The organism is Shewanella xiamenensis (assembly GCF_024971755.1).
Classification (GTDB): Bacteria; Pseudomonadota; Gammaproteobacteria; order Enterobacterales; family Shewanellaceae; genus Shewanella; species Shewanella xiamenensis.
On the sequence record NZ_CP079717.1, the window covers coordinates 56,633 to 76,509 of the forward strand.

The following is a 19,877-nucleotide window of genomic DNA, read 5'->3' on the forward strand; positions in this document are numbered from 1 at the left end:
TTCCGTTTGGAGACGTCTCAATAGCCTAATATTTCGATGTTGCCGTAATTAAAAACGATGATACTCTAGCATTAGTAAATTAAAACAAGGAATTACAAATGAGCCTATTCAATAAAAAACGTTTATACATTTCGCTTTTAGCGACGGCACTGCTTATGGGCTGCGCTTCAACTGACCCCTACAAGCCACAAAGCGATAAAGACTTTGTTTATGACCCTGCCAAAAGTTTTGCGATGAACGTCATCGATGGCTCACTGGGATTCCATAACGGTTTAACTGATGCAAATAGACCGAAGGACGCAGACACAACCCCAGGCGCAGGTTCTTACGCTGCAGATGCGATCATTGGTTTCGGGAATGGCGGTGGCTTAGGAGGTGCATTTTTAAGTATGTTGGGTACCAATCAAGGAAATGAACCTCTTCATACGTATTATGGTGTTGTTTATTACCCTGTCACTGAACGAGGTGATGTACAGGCAGTATTCGATAAAATTGAGCAAGAATTAATTTCTGAGGCGCAAACAAAACGTAATTTGGTTTTTAAAATGAAGACTGTGGAAAATGGCTCCGTCAAGCTAACTTTTAATGGTGAAAATTGTAAAATAAATAGAGAGTTAATGAATCTAAGCCCCGACACAACGTGTAATTTCATTCACCATGATATTCCAAAGCTTCTTAGATATGCCACCGTCAATCCGCAAGGAGAATCAGGCCTATTTGCTGTCATTGGTTACGAAAAATTTTATTTAGGAAGAGGCTTATCTTTAGATTTAGACGGAAAATATTATGTTTTTTCTCCTGTTATTAGAAATCGCACAAAATTTCCGTTCGTTTCAAATTCCCAAACAATCTATCCTTTTATCAAGCCCTCCATATCTTCAGAAACAACCTTATCAATAGAACAACTAATGGACATTGATCCTTGGGTTAGAAAAAATTACGGTTCAGCACAGTAACCGCGGCACAGCTCAGGAGGTTAATAGCTCCTGAGCTGCATATCTTTAATTTCCTTCTAGTTCACATATCATTGGTCGAGGATAGACAGAACAATCGATTTGGCTTGGATCAAATGTATCTCTAAGCTGATTTGCGGCGCCATCTGCATCCCCTCCAAATTGCTCTAATGCTCTCTCGTCTGCGTTTTTTCTATTCATTTCAATGCAATTAGGATCGCCATCGTCACAAGATAAATTTCCATACATTCTGCCATCACCCGTTAAGCGCTCAATGTCATAGCCTGAAGTTGATAATATGTCTGCTTGATACATTGTGGATAACCATTCAGACAAATCCAGTCTGTCAAAATCAATTCGTCCAAATTCTTCAATAGTGAAGCCAGGGCAACTCGCCATATCTTTACCAAGTTGCTTTGAACCTTGGTCTGCAATTATTCGCGACAACATTGAAGAGTAACAGCACCAATCTTGCCTTCTCAAATAACAGACACCTAAAACCTTCTCTGCACAATACTTTCCCCCTACAGCAAAACATTGCTTTTGGGCCAGTTTCACCCCCATATCTTGTTCATTTTTATCGCATTGAGTTAACAGGTTCGCTAATATTTTTACCACGTTATAGATGGTATAAATTAAACCGACAAAGCTTAGAATACTTAAAAAGGTATTAGCTGCCTCAGAAAGAACTACGTCACCAGCTTGAGCAACCCCTTGGTCAACCATTTCAGCAGTAGCCTCTTCAAACAACATATCTGCTAAAGCATCAGGTAAAAGGTCATTAAGGAAGTTATATAATTGCTGCTGCATTTGATGCATCAAACTACTTACGATTCCATCTGCTGTAGTTTCCCCGCCGACTGTGATTGCATCAACGGCCCCTTGCATAAACTCGGGGTCGCCCATCATGGAACTTGCAAAATCCACGACCGCAGTAGCTCCTGAATTCCAGCCATCTACTAACATTGAAGTAAAATCAGTGTATAAGCCCCCAATTTGATCGGTAACCCCGCCAGAAAGTGTCGATGATACATTTTTGAAGGTTTCAGTCTGCATCATCTTGTAGCCCATTGCGGCCATTTCAAGATAGTTGATTCCCGACGGCGCTTCGCAACAATTGTTGCCCATGCCACTGACCTCCCACGAACAATATTCCGATTCTCCGGGAAAGATTTCACACGTAGACGGATCAGTTGTAGCGCAAGCAGCGTCATCTTCTACAGATTGGGCGATTGAAGCCATGAGCACTGCTTTCTCAAAGTCGTCGCTCTTTTCTTCTTGACCATAGGCGCAATCGTTACCCATACAAGGCAGCATTGATGCACAAACATTCGTCGTTGTTGTTTTAGTAATTACAACTGGGTTAGATACATCGCATCTATAGTCATCGCTGTACATATAGCAGATACCAGTAGAATCATCTAACCAACCCTCGGCGCAACTAGACCCAGTTTTTTCACATCTAGGGTTTTGTTTAAATTTTTCGCAAGAGCCTTTAGTTTCTTTCAACTCATTATATTTATAACATTTTTCTTCAAATTCATTTGTTTCAGAATTAAAGACCGCGGCACAATATTTGTTCCCTTTAAGCGGGTCACAACTATATCCCTTCGCATTAATCTTCCATGTACCTACACGATACCCACCAGTTCCATCACTTTTAGCATCATAAATATGTTCTGGATTGGGGTCACCTTCAAACATTCTAGATAACTTTGAAATGACTTGCTGTGTATAGTTTTGTGTGCTTTGTTCTATGACTTCCCACTTATCAAAGGTACAAAATGGGTTAATCTCTACAGAAGGTATATATTCCATACACGCTGGAATTATTGGGCAAATGTCACTCTTACACGATTCAGACTTTCTGGGAGAGGCCTTACATTCCCAAACCGACCCATGAGGTATTGAACCTAACGAACGACAATTAGACAATTCGTATTGCAGGTCATCCTTTAAAATCACATAAGTGATTCCATACTGCCCAGCATATCTTATTGAATCGATGGAATCTTTGGGCGAAATATATTCAGTTTGATATATAAACTCTACACCTGGTTCAGCATCACATGGAATTTGTTCTAACATCTCAACCAAACATGTGGAATATTCATAGGTCGTTCGCTCGCAACTCAGAACTCTCCATTCTTGTCCATCTATAACATGTAAGTACCCAACTACAGGCTTGAATCGTGGCAATCCAGTTGAATCTCCACCCCAATGTTCAATTTTTACTGTGGCTTGTACCTTCGTTTTATTACCAGAGGTATTTTGAATAGGGTTGTCAAGATAGCGAAATGTATCCAACAAATCAGCTTTGATTCGGTTCCTAGATTGCGCCAATAATAGTGGAGATTCCGTAGTAATTCTTTTTGCAACCTGCTTGCATTCTTCATCAGGACAAATCGGCTTCCACCCAATTTTGTCAGCGCAACCTTCAGGCTTTTGTACAAATTTTTCAATATATTGAGGCGTTATGTTTTCAATATATCCCGGGTTCAGTTCCAGTGTTCTGGTAACCTCACAATGGTCTAAATTCTGGTGATTTGGTTGTACACAGATTGCTGGCTCCCATATAGGCATCTGCTTTTGTTCAGTCTCGGTTGTTGTTTGGTCCACACATGACTGTGACCAGATCCCCTTCCCTAGTTGAGCGTCATTTATGGCTTTATTTGTGTTTTCAAGAAAGTATGTATTTGATTTTATTCTAGGCGCAGGATTTACTTCTGCTCCTTTCATGATCGCTCGATATGCCTCCGAACTCATCGTTTTACCGTCTGAAGTTTTCCCATATTGAACTTTCAAATCGTCAATATAATCACTTTCGTTACCGTAATTTCCAGGTGCATTAAACTCTTCGTCAGGCCGACTTTGTTGATTGGTAAAAGCTTCGCTTGCTTTAATACTGGTAGATTTTGCCCCTCGTTCACTAGCGACAATCGTTTCCGTCACTAGCTTGCCATTGTCATCCCGATTAAACTTTACACCAGCTTTTTCGTAATACTCTACGTCGATATCACCATTCGTCATCGATGGTGCTTTAGGCGCCCCCTGTGGAATACCTTCTCCCATATAACGCTTAAACTCATCATGGAAATCTATGTCTTGATAACCTGAAAAATCTAAGGACGTTCCCACACCTGCAGGGCGACTTAACACTTCATTCTCTACATTACCCGATGATGGACTCCCTTTATCTTTGTTAGTCATGATCTTGTTGAATAGGTTATTTCCATCAACATTTTTGGGTGTATTTAACTGATATTTCGAATCTAGTTCTTTTTTTAAATCATCAACTGCATACACATCAAATGCCGCCATTTGACCAACTAAAGTAAAAAAGAAAGCCCAATGCAAACCACTTCCGAGCATGCAAACCGAAGTTAAATAAACGCAGAAAGTTTTGAATATGTGTTTTTCTATCATACGATACTAATCCCTCGAACCAAGGGTGAGGCAGCATTCTTTGAACTGCCACAGCATGTATACCGCATCTTCCATTCCCGGCCTCATTCGTCCACCAGCAGGTAAACACCATAAATTTGTAGACTGTCCCATAGGATGACAGCAACTATCAGTATCGGCACCTTCCTCTGCTTCGGCTCGTGGGTAAATCATGCTGAACTTATATTGAGAACGCGGTGTAAATGGCGCTATCTGCGCTTTGCACACGCTATTTTCCCCCATGGTTTTTGTTGCTAATCCTTTTCGATGGAGCGAACTGATCATACGTTGGGCAATCAAACTCGATTGAGCCACATTGTCTGTTTGGCCTTTAATATTCCCTGTAAACGGATAAAGATGTCCGTCACAACCCGCACAACCAAATGTCGATTCAGGCGCAGCATCGGTAGAAATTAATGCACAATCAGAAGCGCACCAAGGTTGTGCTAAGGGTGTCGCAAACAAAATAGCTTCAGGCGACAGCATTAGGGCCAATAAGTCATTGTTCCAAGTTGGATCAACTTCCGAGAGGTACATCAAATCAAGATCGATATAACCATCTTGGTGGCAATCGATATATAAAATCTCCAACATTTCCATTAAAGGAAACGCAAAATAATGAGAATGCCAAAACCCCTCCCCCTGAGACGCATTGACTTTACCCATTCCTGTATAGTCATCCTGAAGCGTTATCCCACCTAGCGATGGCGAGCACCAAGGTAACTTCACAGTCTCAATTAATCTAAGTGGCGCAAAATATGAAAGTTTTGTCCCTGCAAATGGGACGCCTAGGTTATCGTTACACGTACAGAACGGGTTGTTGCTCGTTGCACCGTCTGGCTTTTTCCCTATTCCCATGAGCGAAAAGCCTTCGGTAAAACAACTCCAGCAGATTTGATCAACGATTTTTGTCCAGATCTCAGCATCTTTGCAGATATTATCTGTTGGCGACGCGGCTTGAGTGGAAACTGTGGTCAGCAAAACCAAAATTAGGATTGTCGATTTTAAAAATGCTTTCATCGCCCCCCTCCTAACATCGATGTAATAGCTCCGCCCATCCAGTTAGCAAACTCTAAAAATCCATAAAAAATTTGTTCAGCGAGATTGGGATATTCCCAGCTTATATAGATGCCGGCCACTATGCCTAAGCTCAATAAGACAAGCTTCATAGTTTGTCCCTCACGCTGTACTCACTAACTTTGATGAAATTATTTTCCATGCTTACAATCGAAGGCACTGCTTTCAAAGCAAACTTCGTGATCAACTCTTGTTCTAGTAAAAAAACATCTCGACCATAACGACGCCTTAACTCCGCTAAACCATCCCAACCTCTTTCAGCATCTAATTGGTTGATAATGATCTGGTCACGGTAATCAAAACTTTCCTTTTTCGTGTCTAACCACGCCAATTGCTTTGGGTCGGTGGGGTCTAGAATATAAAGACGAAGGTACGCATTTGGCATTTCTGCTAATGGATTAAATTTGCTACCGGCTCTTGCAAGCACAACACCTGCTCGATTAATGACATCACGTTTGATCGTGACGGTAGGATCGATATAAAAAACATCATCTTTTGCTGCGAGCTCTAATGGGAATTTCGCTCTCTTTTTCCAATAATTTTGAGTAGCAGCTTGCTTCTTTTGCTCCCAATCAATCGTTTCCATTCGGCGCTTGATTTGCTCTATCAGCGACAACTCTTTAACGGGAAATGTCGCCCCATACTCTCCGAAATCAGCACTTTGCTTAACTGTGGCGACCTTTTCATTGAAAAATGCCATTTGTGTCATACCCGTCATAATGATTTGAGACTTGGCATCGTCATAGACTAGAGCTGGTACTCTCTGAATGTTGTATTTTTTAAACCATGTAGGCCCGAATTTAACCGTCGGCTTAAAGAGCATATCTTTGGACATTTCATCTAACCGCGCCATCGTTTCTAAAATGTTCTTATCACCTTCAAACATACCGTTGATATAAACTGTGACGTTGCTAGAAGCGGCATTTTTTAACGCATCGATCAATGAAGCTCGAGGCATAGATAAACTAACAAACATGAATGTCACAGAAGATGGACGAGTAACTGCGGCATCCGCTGACAGCGCATCACCGGCTATCTCTTTAATCTGCTTTTGCGCATTATTAATGAACTCTTCAACGTCTTTTGAGGTGGCTGTTTCTTCACCCGACAAATTTAGCCCCTCTAACCAACCCTTCTCCTTGGCCATCTTGATTGCCTGCTCAGGGGTGATTTGCTGTAACACTAACGATCTTGCGTCCGTGAGCGGCGCCAACACTAAAAATAACGCAATAACCCATTTCTTATAGCACTGCATAAGCATCTCCAATCATGTCTTGAGCATGAACCACGCCCCAAAACCTAGAGTCATAAGACAATGGTGTTTCACCGACCATAAAGTATTCATCCTCCGCTAAAACAAATTCTCTGATAATTGCTGATTCAGATAATTCAATCTTCATAAGCAACTGCCGCATATTGTTTTTATATGACTTACCATTGATAAGTACCTCATCGATTCTCACAATCACTCTGTCACCCGGCACACCGACCAGTTTCTTTATCCAACGACTCCCCTTTTTGAAATAGGGCGTATCAACTGGCAGATTAAAAGCAATTAAGCGATCACGTTTGATTGTGATGTTGGTTTTATCAACTAGGAAATATCGCGCAAACAGACATGAATATTCTTGAGACGGTACTGCAAGAGTAAATTTTGAAGCCAATAGCAAGATGACAACTGCTATTAACGAAAAACTGGGGATAACATTTTTCAACTTCGTAAGCCCACATTCTTGTCTTGTGGGCCAATTTTAAAGCCTATTCTGAAGTGGCGGTTTTCATTCAGAGTCTATTTACGACGCCCAAATAAAAAAACCGTCATATTTTTCTAAATATGACGGTTTTTATTTAGTTGTATGGAACTAAAAACTCACTCGGCCCACACCAACACCACCTGCATCATCCATCGCTTCAATCACAATGCTCGCAGAAGGGAAATCTTGCTGACTAAACCGCACTTGAGCCCCGTAAGGACTAAAGATTGTGCCGTTAACAACCCAACGATAGTAACTAATCGTTCCATCACTATCTTTACAGTTAGCATCGACAATATGAGTGCCATATTGCTCACGCACACTAGGCTCACATACAGGAGGTTTATTCTCAAGAACATCAAATGACGCTGTATATTTCCCTTTTTGGTCGAAGTTCGACGTTACATCCAACTCGACATCGTAATGACCAACAGGCAGCATTTCAAATACACCAACAGCTCTGCTTGAAACTTCTCCTTTCTTCCCATTGATGGTCCAAACATATTCCTTTATGTAGTCATAAGGGTGGCTTAACTTCACACTGGGATACAAAGAAATCGTCAAAGGTGCTCTCATAAATTTATTAGAGTAAACATCATTCACAGTGAACTCTAATGGCGCCGGTTCAATAGCATCTGCAAAACCATCGATATAAGCAAAGTTTCCTCGATTATCAGACAACGTAAGCGTGATCTTATGCACTCCAGCTTTCATTACGGTAAAGTTCATTGACTTACCTGTGGTACTGGTCTGTTTTATGGCGTCAGCTTCAAACGTCCACTGATAACTGAATACCACTCCTGGCGCGTTAATGTATGGCATATTTAACGTAGCGTAGCCCGTAGAGGGAACAAATTTAATGTTGTTACTTACGGTTAAACTTAAATCATTTTCAGAAGGAAATTCGTAACTGAAAGTATTTATAACGATGTTTGACTCTGTGAGCGTGACATCTTTGTACCCGTCAAGCCATGCTTTTGCCTTAATCACAACCCGATTAGAAGCATCTAAGTCCAGATCATTTACCATATATGTAAGACTGGTTTCGTCTGCTAATACTGTACCATCTGGCAATAGCCACTCGGAATGAACACCCACCCCTGTAGCAGCAAATGGATTAATGATCTGCATCTTTAGCTGGATTTCCTTGCCAATCTCAGCAATGTTTGGCTTAGTCACGTTCACGGTCAACGGTTTAGGCTTGGTCACTGAAATATATTTAATCGCCTGACTCCATTGTCCAGCAGCAACATCAACTGAAGTATTCGCATATTTCATCCGAGCATTGATCTTCAACGCCGCATCACCCACAACCAAATTATATGTTGCAGAACCCGGAGCCCAAGTCACACCATTATCCACTGACCACTCGACAATGGCATCGGTTTGCGGTGTATCACTATTGTCTAAAGCAGTAAGTTCAATTTCTTGACCTGAAATGGTTTGGCTTGGACCTGCAATATTCAACAAAGGTACGTCGTAGCTAATCAACGTGATTTCATCTGAGTTTGTCAAAACTCCTGTTACTTTGTTAGCAACCACAGCACGTACAGTAATTGTTTCTGGAGTTACAGATTTAACAGAGACGTACTGACGACCATCAAAATCAGGATTCGCTACCCAATTGCCTGTGCTGTCTTTAAATTGCCAGCTTATATCCCCTAGTACCATAAAATCATTAAATGATTTGGTATCAAATCGAATATCAAAATTTGCGGGAATTCGTGACTGCACAACACGCGAAACAACCTTACCTTCAACCCCAGTTCCTTTAACGACTGTAATGCTGCGAGGTGTCGAAATTCTCTCAATGTTGATTTCTGGATATGGAGAACGAGCTCGAGCTACTGCATATACGGCTTCGTTGCGATTAAAGATGATATTTGCATCCAGCTCCACAATGCCTGTGCCATCTGAGCCAATCTGAGTGACGGCAGTAATAGGTTCATAGTTAGTGCCGTTTTTAAAAGCCACAAACACATCCCATCCGGTTCCCATTGTCTGTTCATCATATTCAAACAAGCCTGTCATGTTATTGCGTAAACCCAATTTTATAGTAGCTTTAATTGAGTCAGTCGATGCATAACGAGGACTATCCAAATCCATGATAACTTGCATATAAGGGTGTGGAGTCACAATCAAATCAAAGTCTTTTTCAACACTCAATTCTGGCGCCAAACGATAATTAGCTTTCAATTTGTACTTGATTTTGTCCCACAACACTGAGTCGCCTAATCTTTCCGCGTATGCAGAAAACGTTTGAACTTCACCAAAAGGCAATTGGCTATGTTGATAGCTTTTTTGATCTCCATTTTCATTACTCAAACTGACGTCAATATTCGCGCGACTTGATTGGCCCTTATATCGCCCCAGTGACCGATCATTAATCGGTACACTATAAACACCTGCGCTCAACATCTGCTTATCGTCTAATTTAATATCTATCGGCAAAGGTGCAATGGCTTCAAATGTCACGCTTTCGCTGCCAACTTTACCAATACTGCCTGACTTATTAACAATATAAGCATCATAAGCAAGGCTGTTGGTGCCGAGTTTTGCTACGGCTCCAGTTAGTTTTGATTGAAACGTTGTTACTTGAGACGTTAAACCTTCAGGTAAATCTCGCCATTCTATGTAACAAGCGTAGTTATAGTCATTGGATGCCAGTGTTGCAGCTGCTTTGGTTCCATACAAATCACAACGAATACCACGTGTACGATTCACTGTGATCGCTATATCTTCAACTTTTTGAATCACTGTGGTTGGTTTTCGGCTTAAACCAAACGTCATTTGTAAATAATTAAACGGCAAAGTCGTACTAACAACCCGGCCTTGCTTATCTTCTGCAGTGATTTCCATTATGTACGATGTGTTAGCTTCTAAATTGAAACCTTCACTTGTCAATTTCTTGAAATAAGTTTCACTATTTGTCGTTAACGCCTCTTTACCATCAATTTTAATGCTCGTTATCTTCGATTCACCCACCAAGCCATTATGAACAGCTACAACGACATCATCTAACATATTGATTGTTTGTGAGCTGGTAAGTTTTTCAATAGAAGAACGCTTATGCAGCACTTTGATCTGCGGTAACGGTCTTACCACCTCAATGTTTTCATATATTACTGAGCTTTCGTTGTTATAGGCGTCCTTTGCGCTTACCTGTACAGTGTACATTCCTGGCGTTAGCGTCTTCATTTCAAATGGAAACGCCTGTGAATTTTCTCCAGTTATCACAGTTCGAGAATTTAATGTCGTTTCATTGGTTACGTTATTTGGCACATCAAATATGACATCGACGCCATCAATATTTAATGTGTTGGTACTCTGTGTACCATCCTTGGCCGTAAAAACAAGATCAACTCTTGACGGCTTCCACCAAACATCCGTACTGGCTAATTCACTGCGTAAATTCTTAATCCCTACAGCTCCCTCACCACCAGGGATAATCACCGGGAAGCCTAGTTCTGTATTCACTAAAGGGTTGCTTTCAAGCGTTGGATTAAACTTCGTAAACACAATGTTAGGACCACGGAAATCATGATGAATAACCCAATCTTTAGGGGTTAAATCTGATGTTAACCACCCGCCAATTTTGCTGTTCGCTAAAATGCTATAGTTACTGTCCATCTGTAAACTATCTGGATCTTGTGTAAAACTCACATTGCTGTAAATGCTACATGAGTTCGTATTAGTTTTTACATCACACGTACCCACTCCAGCAATCGAGATCGTCTGTTCATAAGTTCTAGGTTCAACGATCACTGTAGTGAAATTCAGCTTACTAGCTGCACTGTAGTTATACATTTCAAAACCTTTCACAACCTTGCTCATCAAGCTTGTAGTAACATCAAGCACAGTTGGTTTTGCTGGCTCAGTGACATTAACAGTTAATGAACCTGTTCCAATGTCCAGTTGAGTCAACTGCATCCCGTTATAACCAACAAGAGCGTAATCTAATGAATATTGCCCTGCCTTTTTGAATATGCCCGTTACTTTGTTGTTTGCTGCAGAAATCCCTTCAGGTAAGGATGTCCACTTCACGAAACAAGGTACGTCGCCTTTCTTTATGCCTCCTTTCGCTAGAGCCTCCGTTGCAACTAACCGGCAACCACCTACTTCATCGACTACTAGCCCAACAACTTCACTGACAACCGCCTCAAAATCAGTCTTATCCAGTTTTACGGCTGATAGCTCAGTCTTAACGTCCCCTTCGTACAACTTTGCTTCAATGCCAGGTGCATATCCAACAGGCTTAGTGTCGGTATAACGACATTGATCGCCTTGCACTGAAAATGGAGAGTTACAAGATGGGTTAGAACCTATTGATTGAGTCAATACGCAGTTTCCACCGCTGACAGACATACCTGTAGGGCAAAAATCATAAACAACATCGACTGTTTTTGAATAGGTACATCCACCTGAATTTGATACATAACCCACTGGACAGTTAGTTAAGACAGTTGTTTTATTAACGCCCTCACATTGCCAAGTAGTTTGATTTAATGACATGCCAACATCACAAGTACAAGATGAGTCAACAATTGTTGTCGGACACGTTGGGGCCTTAAACACATCTTTAACACATTCACCATTCGTTAATGTATATGAAGCTGGACAGCTCTGAATCAAAGATGTCGTATTGCTATAAGTACATGACTTACCATCAGCTGATTTCACAAACTTTACCGGACAAGTTCCCACAAGATCCGTATCTGTCAATTTTCGACATTGAGTTTCTGATATTTTGCTATATGAAGAATCACTACAAATCCAGTTTTCAGTTTCCGTTAACAACAACGAACAACTTGCACCAGAGAGCGTATACGTGGGGTTATTACATTTATAAATATGAGCATCTGTTAATACTTTCTCACATGTTTCAGTGGTCGTATTGGGGGTGTAACCTGGGTCGGTACATGACAACGAATACGCTACCGTTTGATACCAGCTACACGTACCATCGTTGTGATTTGCGTAATTTGCTGGACAACTCCATGTATTTGCAGCCGTTTGAAGCTGGCTACAAGAGCCATTATTTAAATTAGTATATCCAGTAGGGCAACTATAAGCGTAAGAGATTACATTTAGTAAACTACAAGTTGAGCCAGAGAGCGTTTGTCCCGCCGGACAGCTCCATGTATTTGCAGCTGTTTGAAGCTGGCTACACGTTGAGCCTGATAACGAATATCCCGCAGGACAGCTATAACTAAACACGGCCGTTTGTAACAGACTACAGGTTGAGCCAGAGAGCGTTTGTCCCGCTGGACAACTCCATGTATTTGCAGCCGTTTGAAGCTGGCTACACGTTGAGCCTGATAACGAATATCCCACTGGACAGCTATAACTAAAATCGGACGTTTGTAACAGGCTACACGTTGAGCCTGAAAGCGTTTGTCCCGCCGGACAGAACCATGTATTTGCAGCCGTTTGAAGCTGGCTGCACGTTGAACCTGATAGCGAATATCCCACTGGACAGCTATAACTAAAATCGGACGTTTGTAACAGGCTACACGTTGAGTCTGAAAGCGTTTGTCCCGCCGGACAGAACCATGTATTTGCAGCCGTTTGGAGCTGGCTACACGTTGAACCTGATAGCGAATATCCCGCTGGACAGTTGTAACTAAACGCTGCTGTTTGTAACAGGCTACAGGTAGAGCCAGAGAGCGTTTGCCCCGCTGAACAACTCCATGAATTTGCAGTCGTTTGAAGCTGGCTACACGTTGAACCTGATAGCGAATATCCCTCGGGACAGCTGTAACTAAACGCCTGAGTTTGCAACAGTGAACACGCTGAACCATTAAGAGAATAACCAACAGGACAACTCCATGTATTCGCCTCGGTCTGTAACTGACTACACGTTGAACCACTCAATGTATATCCAGCTGGACAGGAAATTGATTGAGCTACCTCCGTTAAAGTTCGAATAAATCCGTCTGGAGAATATTCACTTAAACTTTGACTTCCCATTATTTGTATTCTGCTATTTGTGTAGCACTGAGAAGTTGTTGGACCTGTTTGCTTACACCAGTTAGTGACTGTCCCGCCAGAGCTGACAGTCATGGCTTTCATACAAGCACCCCACTTACTATCAAAATCCGGTAACGCTGAATTCTGGCATAACCAAACTGCCGTGGATTCATAACATTTACCATTTGATTCAGATGAACCACTAGGACAGTTTGTTGTAGCAGTAATAGTTGAAACTTTCTCACACCTCGCATTAACCGAAGAATAGGTGTACCCACTGCTACACACTGGCGAGGCCGATGAGGTAGTAACCTTCTCGCAGCGATCATTGGTGGCTGAATAACTGTACCCACTCGCACACACCTTGTTCGCTGTTTGAGTCACCGTCTTCTCACAACGGCTGTTTGTGGCTGAATACGTATAACCACTGCTACACACTGGCGAGGCCGATGAAGTAGTAGTAACCTTCTCGCAGCGATCATTGGTGGCTGAATAACTGTACCCACTCGCACACACCTTGCTCGCTGTTTGAGTCACCGTCTTCTCACAACGGCTGTTTGTGGCTGAATACGTATAACCACTGCTACACACTGGCGAGGCCGATGAGGTAGTAACCTTCTCGCAGCGATCATTGGTGGTTGAATAACTGTACCCACTCGCACACACCTTGCTCGCTGTTTGAGTCACCGTCTTCTCACAACGGCTGTTTGTGGCTGAATACGTATAACCACTGCTACACACTGGCGAGGCCGATGAGGTAGTAACCTTCTCGCAGCGATCATTGGTGGTTGAATAACTGTACCCACTCGCACACACCTTGCTCGCTGTTTGAGTCACCGTCTTCTCACAACGGCTGTTTGTGGCTGAATACGTATAACCACTGCTACACACTGGCGAGGCCGATGAAGTGGTAACCTTCTCGCAGCGATCATTGGTGGCTGAATAACTGTACCCACTCGCACACACCTTGCTCGCTGTTTGAGTCACCGTCTTCTCACAACGGCTGTTTGTGGCTGAATACGTATAACCACTGCTACACACTGGCGAGGCCGATGAGGTAGTAACCTTCTCGCAGCGATCATTGGTGGTTGAATAACTGTACCCACTCGCACACACCTTGCTCGCTGTTTGAGTCAGGGTTTTCTCACAACGCTTATTGGCCGTTGAATAGGTGTACCCACTGCTACACACTGGCGTGGCCGTAGCTGTTAAAGTGCGTTCGCAGATCTTTAGTGTTGGGTTGAATGAATATCCTGCCTGACAATTAAAATTTACCGATTGATTGACTGTTTTTCTACAATCATTGGTTGATGCTTGATAGCTATATGACGGATCGCTACAGGTTTTATAAGCACTTTCTACTAATGTTTTTTCACAACGGTCGTTTGCCACTGAGTAAGCATAACCCGCAGGACAATCTGCTACTGTGTTTTGAAATTCAGTCTTAGTACAAGTTCCATCTCCGTTCGATTCAAATCCAATTGGACAAGTTACTTTTGCTATTTGCGATTGTTGGCGGCAAGTTGAGACATCACCTGTCATCGTCCATTCGCTATTAGGACACAAATACAACAGACTGGTGGTATTAACCTTTTGACATGTATTAGATGCGGCATCATGCACGTAAGAATCTTCACAGATTTGAGCTGTAACTTTCGGAATGTCTAATGAGTAGTGACTAAGCCCTGCCATACCGGATGTTGCAGGATATGCGGGAATTTTTATAACCCCACCTGTCGCAGATAGATCCTGCACAACAGTCATCGTTGCGCCCGGCACTAATGTTTTCCCAAGGATGATAAGACTCGTTGTAGAGCTGCTGTCTAATGAAATGGTAACTTCTGTCAATCCCTGGGCTATCTTCCCTTTACTGTCTGTGATGATAGGCGTTTCCAAGACCGTTACAGGCTGTCCAGCACGATCTATTACCAATTTATCCAAAGCCAATGCTTTAATCTCTGGCAATAAAACACTGGTATTGCTTGACGCATAACTAAATGAAACAAATCCCATAATACCAATCAAAACTATGGTCTTGATTATACCTTTCATGACAACCACTCCACATTAGACTATTCCATTGTCAATTCTATTCCCGATATTTCATCAATTTTTTCAACTCAGCGTCGATTTCCGTTGTGCTAATTATTTTCTATTTTTCAATTGGAACTATGGTTTTAAGCCAGTTGCGGGATTAACCAATGGAGGGATAATTTAATTATTTCTAACGAGAGGAACTTTTTATGTATGGCGCAGCGTATCAACTCTACTCATCAACACCTGATTATGAGCAGATTCAGGAGCCAATGGCTCACCAACAAGGTTCAGAGCGATACATGGGAGCATTTAAAGAGTTCACATCGCTAAAATGCCATGGAACTAAAGCCGCTATCGAATTAAAGCCCTCCATTTCTAGAAAAGGTTGGGAAACGGTAATGCTTGAAGGGGCGAGTGCTATTGGGCCTAAAACGTTTAACTGGGGCAATAAGACCTCGATTCAAATCACAAAGAGCGAACTTCCGCATGTCATTTCGACTTTATTGGGCATAAAACCCTTTTATGAAGCAAAGTCCCACGGCGAAGCAAAAAACAAAGGATTTACATTGAAATGGCAAACGCTAAACTCGTCTACAACATTGTTTGTTAACATATTGGAAGGTGGAAAGCCCTCAGTCGCCGTGCCTGTCGCTGGCTTTGAGGCAATGATGCTTGGCCACATGGCATTAGTTCAATATCTCCAGAACTTCCCTGGACTTACTGCCGATGCCTGTATTAAATCACTCGAGATAATGGCAAGACACAACATTTAAACCAACCAAGGTAAAAACACATTTCAGACCCTCTCTTGATGAGTTTTCCCTAATAGTCCCTGATTAACACCGTATTCATTGCTCTTTGTTCGAGTATTAATCAGTGTTATACTTTTATATGTAAATTCTGTGCGACAATTTTATTCTGGAAAATCAGAGAAAAATGCCAAAAATCTTTAGTACCGACTTCGACCAAAAACTCAGAAGGTTGCCGTCTAACATTGCGGAAACCGAAGCGTTCTTGCTCGAACAGCCAACTCCTTTAGAGTTGCCCGACTTTGTTGTGCAACACGGGTATCGGCTGCTTCAATCTAAAGTTCGCGGCACTCAGGAAGGCGCAGAGCGCACTATTTGCTTGATTGCCGATACAGCAACTCATAGCGAAACCGTCTACAAGGTAAAAGTGTTGGTTCGTGAAACGCCTAACGCCTATTTACACGTAACCAATGCGACTCAGTTACTCGTCTGGAGAACTGCGGCACCGAAGCATGAATTAGCCTTAAATGGCTTCGCTTCGAAGGTTTTTGCGTATCTTTTACAGACTCACAATATTATGGTGACTGATAAAGACCAAACACCTGACGGCCGTAGATTTTGGGAAAGACGCATTCTTGAAGCCGTTGCGATGGAAAGCCGCCATGTTTACTACATCGACCTTAACGAGCTTGATGATGCAATGGTGCCTGTCATTACCGAAATAACTGACTCGGAGAACTTCTACGAGCATTATGAGCCTATCGCTTGGGGTTCTGATGATGCCCACGGCGATAGAGTGTTCGTAATCTCCTGTCAGAACCTCAAACCCGAGTAAATTAAACGCAGCACAAGCTGCGTTTTTTATGCCACTTATTTATCAAAGGATTGATTGATTTGTCAGATTCTCAAGTCGAAAAAAATATTAGCTATGAATTGTTCAGGGCAAAAGCTGCATTCGAAGTAGTGAGAGGCCTTGCAGAAATAAAATGCGCCAATCCTGATTTCAAATTCCACATCGAATATAGCCTTAGATTCTTTGACGCATATTCCAGATGGTGCGGCCATATTTATGAAACCCTAAAGGCTCTAGTCTGCAATGATCCCTCTTATGGTAATTTGGACAAATATCAGAAGGTTGACAAGGCAATTCAGAAATTTTCAAGATTCATTATCGACAATATCCCTGAGCAAGAGGGTCATATACCATGCTCTCTTAAAAAGGGCTTCTCAAGAGATTTAAGGATTGTACGTAACAGGTGCTCATTCCACTGTGAAATAAGTAGGATTGAAACTGAATTATTGAATGAATTCAAAGATAATCATCATACAACCATTGGCAACATTTTTATTTATTTATGCAAGTCTAGCCTTGTGAAGCCATTAGATAGCTTTGATGATTTAGGCCACATAGAGAAATTCTTCAACATTAGCATCATCGGAAAAGCACAGTCATACACAATTAAAAATTAATCCAGTCAAGTTGCGCCATTCCGTTTAAGTGCTAGAATTACACTGTATATTTAAACAGTGGTATCTAGTCATGCGCGTTATACCTATCTATGCCAGAGCGGGGCTCACTGGCTTCGAAAGCCCCGCAGAAGAATACAGAGAACTCGAATTAAGCCTCGAGCAGCTTTTGATTGCTCATCCTAGCGCAACATTTTTAGGGCTCGTGCAGGGCGACTCAATGGAAGGGCGAGGCATATACGAGGGCGATGTTCTAGTTGTCGACCGCTCGCTTCGTGAAATGGATGACGATGTTATCGTTGGCACGTATAACGGGGAGTTCGTCTGCAAGATTATCAACGTAACCCATCGCCTATTGCTATCTGCTAACGAGAAATACCAATCTCAAGCGATTCACGATTACGACAACTTCAAGTGCGAAGGCGTTGTCACATCGTCTTTCAGATTGCACAGGTTTCACGCTCAACTGTATAAACTGCTATGTTCGCATTAGTTGATGCGGATAGCTTCTATTGCAGCGCAGAGCAAGTGTTTCGCCCTGATTGGCGCGGAAGGGGCGTCATTTGTCTCAGCAATAACGATGGCTGCATAGTCTCAGCTAATAAGCAGGCTAAGGCGGCTGGCATCCCCAAGTTCGCCCCGTACTTCCAAGTCAAAGAGCTTTGCAAAAAGCATGGCATTATCGTTTGCTCCTCAAACTATGAGCTTTATGCCGATCTATCATCAAAAATGATGAACATCATCGGGAGATTCGCGCCAGAGCAATACGTGTATAGCATTGATGAGACGTTCCTATCCTTCAAAAATTGCTCCCAGGTCATAACCGACCTTGAGAGCCATGGCCGCCTAATACGTAGAACAGTTTGGAAGGAGGCAAAGCTGCCTGTTTGCGTTGGACTAGGGCCAACTTTGACGCTGGCAAAGATAGCGAATAGAGCCGCTAAGAAACTGCCTGAATTTCAGGGCGTATGTGTTATTGATAACGACCAAGTGCGCATTCAGATCCTCAAACAGATAGACGTTGAGGACGTTTGGGGCACAGGCCGCAGACTCAGCGTTAAGTTACGCCTGATGAATATCAAGACCGCTTATGACCTTTCAAATATGGCTGCAGGATTGGCGAGAAAGACTTTCAGCATCGAGGTAGAGCGAACGGTACGTGAGCTTAATGGCCAAGTCTGCAAAATGTGGGATCAGGTGAAGGCCGACAAGAAGCAGATCTTCTCAACCAGAAGCGTTGGCGAGCGGATCACTGAGTTTGAACAGCTTAAACAGGCACTGAGCAAGCATGTATGTATCGCCGCGGCTAAAGCGAGAAGGCAGGGTTCAGTTTGCAAGACCGTCTTGATATTCGCCACTAACTCGCCTCACGACGAACGGCCATCAAGCTTTAAGTCAGTGATACACCTTCCCTATCCAACAAACAGCACCGTAGAGCTGTCTCAAGCGGTTTCGCAGTCTGCTTCGACGCTGTTCAGAGAGGGCGTTCGATATTACAAAATCGGTGTAGGGCTGCTCGACCTCACCAGCGAGAAGAACTGTCAGCTTGACCTTTTTAACGCTTCCAAGGCCAACCCAGCATTGATGAACATCCTTGACCAGTTAAATGAAAAATATGGAAGGAATACGCTTTTTCTTGCCGCTCAAGGCACCGAGCAAAAATGGGATATGAGGCGAGAATTTTTAACGCCTCAATACTCTACAAAGTGGCATAGCTTGCCACGCATCAAATGCTAAACTCCGTCAGACTGATATATATGTGAATTCCATCTCAATTTTGTACCAGTAGCGTTTAGAGTTGTAATGCGGCAACTTCCCTTGGCTACTGACTTTGTAGTCTTATAACCGATTTAAAATCAGTATCATGTGTTAATTGAACTACGATGCTGAGTGGTAAGATAATTAGCTGTTCTCCGAAATTATATTTAAAATAAACCTATTTAGTGATTGTTAAATTCCTAAGTGATTGTTGTTAGAACTAATGTATTTTCAATATACGTACTTTCTCTAAATGAAAATGTAATCCCCTCATGCTTTAGGCTAAACTCCTGTAAATTAAGAGCATTTTTATTTAACTTTAAGGCTTCTTTCACCAGGCGGTTACACCAACTACTTATTCCCTCCCTGCCATCAAATTCTTGAATAAATTTGTGTAAATAAAGAATACTAAGCCGATCGAGTGCGTGAAGGGTAATTTCGTATTTCCATCCCATCGACTGGCTATCTACGTAGGACCGCCTTTCCAGTTCAGAAGTGGCTAATGTCTTTTGTACTTCAGTCGAGTTATCACACGTAGATATTCGTTGCAAATCCTGGCTTCTAATCCTCGTATACCTCTGATTTTTATAATTTTTAAGTGTACATATTACATTGTGAGTTGAAATCCTATTTTCATCTTTTAGCTGGTTATCCAAAATAAAATTCAT

Annotated in this window: 14 protein-coding genes; 6 read left to right on the forward strand and 8 right to left on the reverse strand. The window is 42.2% G+C overall.

Annotated features, from left to right (window positions below):
- Positions 1–98: 98 nt before the first annotated feature.
- Positions 99–956 (forward strand): hypothetical protein, encoded by an 858-nt coding sequence (locus KXJ80_RS00360; RefSeq protein WP_259474397.1) that lies wholly within the window; start codon positions 99–101, stop codon positions 954–956.
- A gap of 45 nt (positions 957–1,001) precedes the next feature.
- Here the strand turns inward: KXJ80_RS00360 and traN are convergent, their stop codons facing one another.
- The 7 genes from traN to KXJ80_RS00395 all read right to left on the reverse strand — a co-directional run bounded on the left by traN (position 1,002) and on the right by KXJ80_RS00395 (position 13,044).
- On the reverse strand, positions 1,002–4,379 hold the full coding sequence (gene traN / locus KXJ80_RS00365; RefSeq protein ID WP_259474398.1) for a conjugal transfer protein TraN: 3,378 nt from the start codon (positions 4,377–4,379) through the stop codon (positions 1,002–1,004).
- Between the two features lie 6 nt (positions 4,380–4,385).
- Positions 4,386–5,417, reverse strand: coding sequence for a TraU family protein (locus KXJ80_RS00370; protein ID WP_259474399.1), 1,032 nt, complete (start codon positions 5,415–5,417; stop codon positions 4,386–4,388).
- A complete protein-coding gene (locus tag KXJ80_RS00375) occupies positions 5,414–5,566 on the reverse strand; it encodes a hypothetical protein (protein WP_259474400.1) in 153 nt (50 codons plus the stop codon). The genes KXJ80_RS00370 and KXJ80_RS00375 overlap by 4 nt, the downstream gene beginning before the upstream one ends.
- Positions 5,563–6,729, reverse strand: a complete 1,167-nt coding sequence (locus tag KXJ80_RS00380; protein WP_259474401.1) for a TrbC family F-type conjugative pilus assembly protein — start codon at positions 6,727–6,729, stop codon at positions 5,563–5,565. The genes KXJ80_RS00375 and KXJ80_RS00380 overlap by 4 nt, the downstream gene beginning before the upstream one ends.
- The gene (lepB, locus tag KXJ80_RS00385; protein WP_069455482.1) at positions 6,716–7,189 is read right to left on the reverse strand and encodes a signal peptidase I; all 474 of its coding nucleotides are present in this window, start codon (positions 7,187–7,189) and stop codon (positions 6,716–6,718) included. The genes KXJ80_RS00380 and lepB overlap by 14 nt, the downstream gene beginning before the upstream one ends.
- A gap of 147 nt (positions 7,190–7,336) precedes the next feature.
- Complete coding sequence (locus KXJ80_RS00390) at positions 7,337–11,740, reverse strand: Ig-like domain-containing protein (RefSeq protein ID WP_259474402.1); 4,404 nt, start codon at positions 11,738–11,740, stop codon at positions 7,337–7,339.
- Positions 11,741–12,315: 575 nt separating this feature from the next.
- Positions 12,316–13,044: a hypothetical protein gene (locus KXJ80_RS00395; RefSeq protein WP_259474403.1), complete on the reverse strand. Its 729-nt coding sequence runs from the start codon at positions 13,042–13,044 to the stop codon at positions 12,316–12,318.
- A 2,397-nt stretch (positions 13,045–15,441) separates the two neighbouring features.
- On the opposite strand from KXJ80_RS00395, the gene KXJ80_RS00400 reads away from it, so the two are divergent.
- The 5 genes from KXJ80_RS00400 to KXJ80_RS00420 all read left to right on the forward strand — a co-directional run bounded on the left by KXJ80_RS00400 (position 15,442) and on the right by KXJ80_RS00420 (position 19,188).
- Positions 15,442–16,008, forward strand: coding sequence for a hypothetical protein (locus KXJ80_RS00400; RefSeq protein WP_259474404.1), 567 nt, complete (start codon positions 15,442–15,444; stop codon positions 16,006–16,008).
- A 163-nt stretch (positions 16,009–16,171) separates the two neighbouring features.
- Positions 16,172–16,819 carry a hypothetical protein gene (locus KXJ80_RS00405; RefSeq protein WP_069455485.1) on the forward strand — a complete coding sequence of 216 codons (648 nt, stop codon included), beginning with the start codon at positions 16,172–16,174 and terminating at the stop codon, positions 16,817–16,819.
- A 59-nt stretch (positions 16,820–16,878) separates the two neighbouring features.
- Positions 16,879–17,454, forward strand: coding sequence for a hypothetical protein (locus KXJ80_RS00410; RefSeq protein ID WP_069455486.1), 576 nt, complete (start codon positions 16,879–16,881; stop codon positions 17,452–17,454).
- A 70-nt stretch (positions 17,455–17,524) separates the two neighbouring features.
- Positions 17,525–17,944 carry a LexA family protein gene (locus tag KXJ80_RS00415; RefSeq protein ID WP_069455487.1) on the forward strand — a complete coding sequence of 140 codons (420 nt, stop codon included), beginning with the start codon at positions 17,525–17,527 and terminating at the stop codon, positions 17,942–17,944.
- Positions 17,932–19,188: a Y-family DNA polymerase gene (locus tag KXJ80_RS00420; RefSeq protein WP_069455488.1), complete on the forward strand. Its 1,257-nt coding sequence runs from the start codon at positions 17,932–17,934 to the stop codon at positions 19,186–19,188. Before KXJ80_RS00415 ends, KXJ80_RS00420 begins: the two co-directional genes overlap by 13 nt.
- Before the next feature lie 221 nt (positions 19,189–19,409).
- Here KXJ80_RS00420 and KXJ80_RS00425 read toward each other — a convergent pair whose 3' ends face one another.
- On the reverse strand, positions 19,410–19,877 hold the full coding sequence (locus tag KXJ80_RS00425; RefSeq protein WP_069455489.1) for a hypothetical protein: 468 nt from the start codon (positions 19,875–19,877) through the stop codon (positions 19,410–19,412).